Origin of the sequence: Gillisia xinjiangensis, assembly GCF_046298265.1 — a bacterium.
GTDB classification, from domain to species: domain Bacteria; phylum Bacteroidota; class Bacteroidia; order Flavobacteriales; family Flavobacteriaceae; genus Gillisia; species Gillisia xinjiangensis.
The window spans coordinates 1-966 of the sequence record NZ_JBKAHK010000027.1 but is presented as its reverse complement, the minus strand read 5'-3'; the positions used below and the strand labels follow the sequence as shown (position 1 = coordinate 966).

General features: G+C 35.7%; 1 protein-coding gene. It reads right to left on the bottom strand.

Translation table 11 applies throughout. The features are described from left to right. Positions 1 to 73: 73 nt before the first annotated feature. The coding region (locus ACKGJN_RS16265) for a hypothetical protein (protein ID WP_409540618.1) at positions 74 to 966 on the bottom strand (893 nt) is incomplete at its 5' end.

The following is a 966-nucleotide window of genomic DNA, read 5'->3' as shown; positions in this document are numbered from 1 at the left end:
GGTATCTTTTGGATACATTGATTTTTGCCCAAAAGAAAGTATCGGGCAAAAAATCAATATAAAGCTTAAAATTTTAATTGCAGCCATTGGGAAAAGAGTTTTTAATATTGGTAATTTGATCTTTTATAGCTTGTTGTTCTTGAGGTGTTTTTAGTTGCCAAGCCACAATATCTGCAGTATTTAGACCAATCCAGGATAGAGCTTCTTTTTGTGCGGGTGTAAGACTTGGATCATAATCAGTCAAAGCTTGTGTTATAATATCTCGATAATGTTGCGCCAATTGTTGATGCTGATAATCATTAGGATTGCTGCCTTCAGGTATTCCATAATTATATCTGGTAAAATAATCAAATATTCCAAAATATTTGTTTTCCAAGCTATTTAAAAAATCGTTATAAAATTGTTCACTTGTCCAAGATGTCCAGTTTAAATTGTTACCACTTATTTCCGCTGCTCTTACGGCATCCAGCATTTTCCTGTACATTTCTGCGTGTAAAACCTCGTGTACCAGGGAAACCGCTTTAAACACATCTGGCTTGTTCAAAACGTTGCCACTAGTAGAAGGGTCTGTATTAAAATCTATGTTTATCATATTGGAATTTAATGGCGGGTTGGTTATCGCCATAGCATTATGATATTTTGAATCCCTATTAGAGGCAAAATTAGGATCTGCACCAAATGTTAAATTCGCCACGGACATATCGCTGTTAAAATTTTTTAGGTAGCCATCAAACGTTGGTGCTTTACCCATCGCCGTGTAAACTCCATAAAGGCAGTCATTGTCAATAAAGGATTTATCCAATATCACCTGCTCCTCAAAATCCACATCCCCTTTGGCCATAAAGGCTCGTAGGGATTGCAACCCAAACATTGTTGCTTCAGCGATTGTGTTAATATTTAAATAAAGATAAAGGTTATTTACCTTTTGTATTTCTATACTGGTTAAATCCCCATTGAGCCACATAG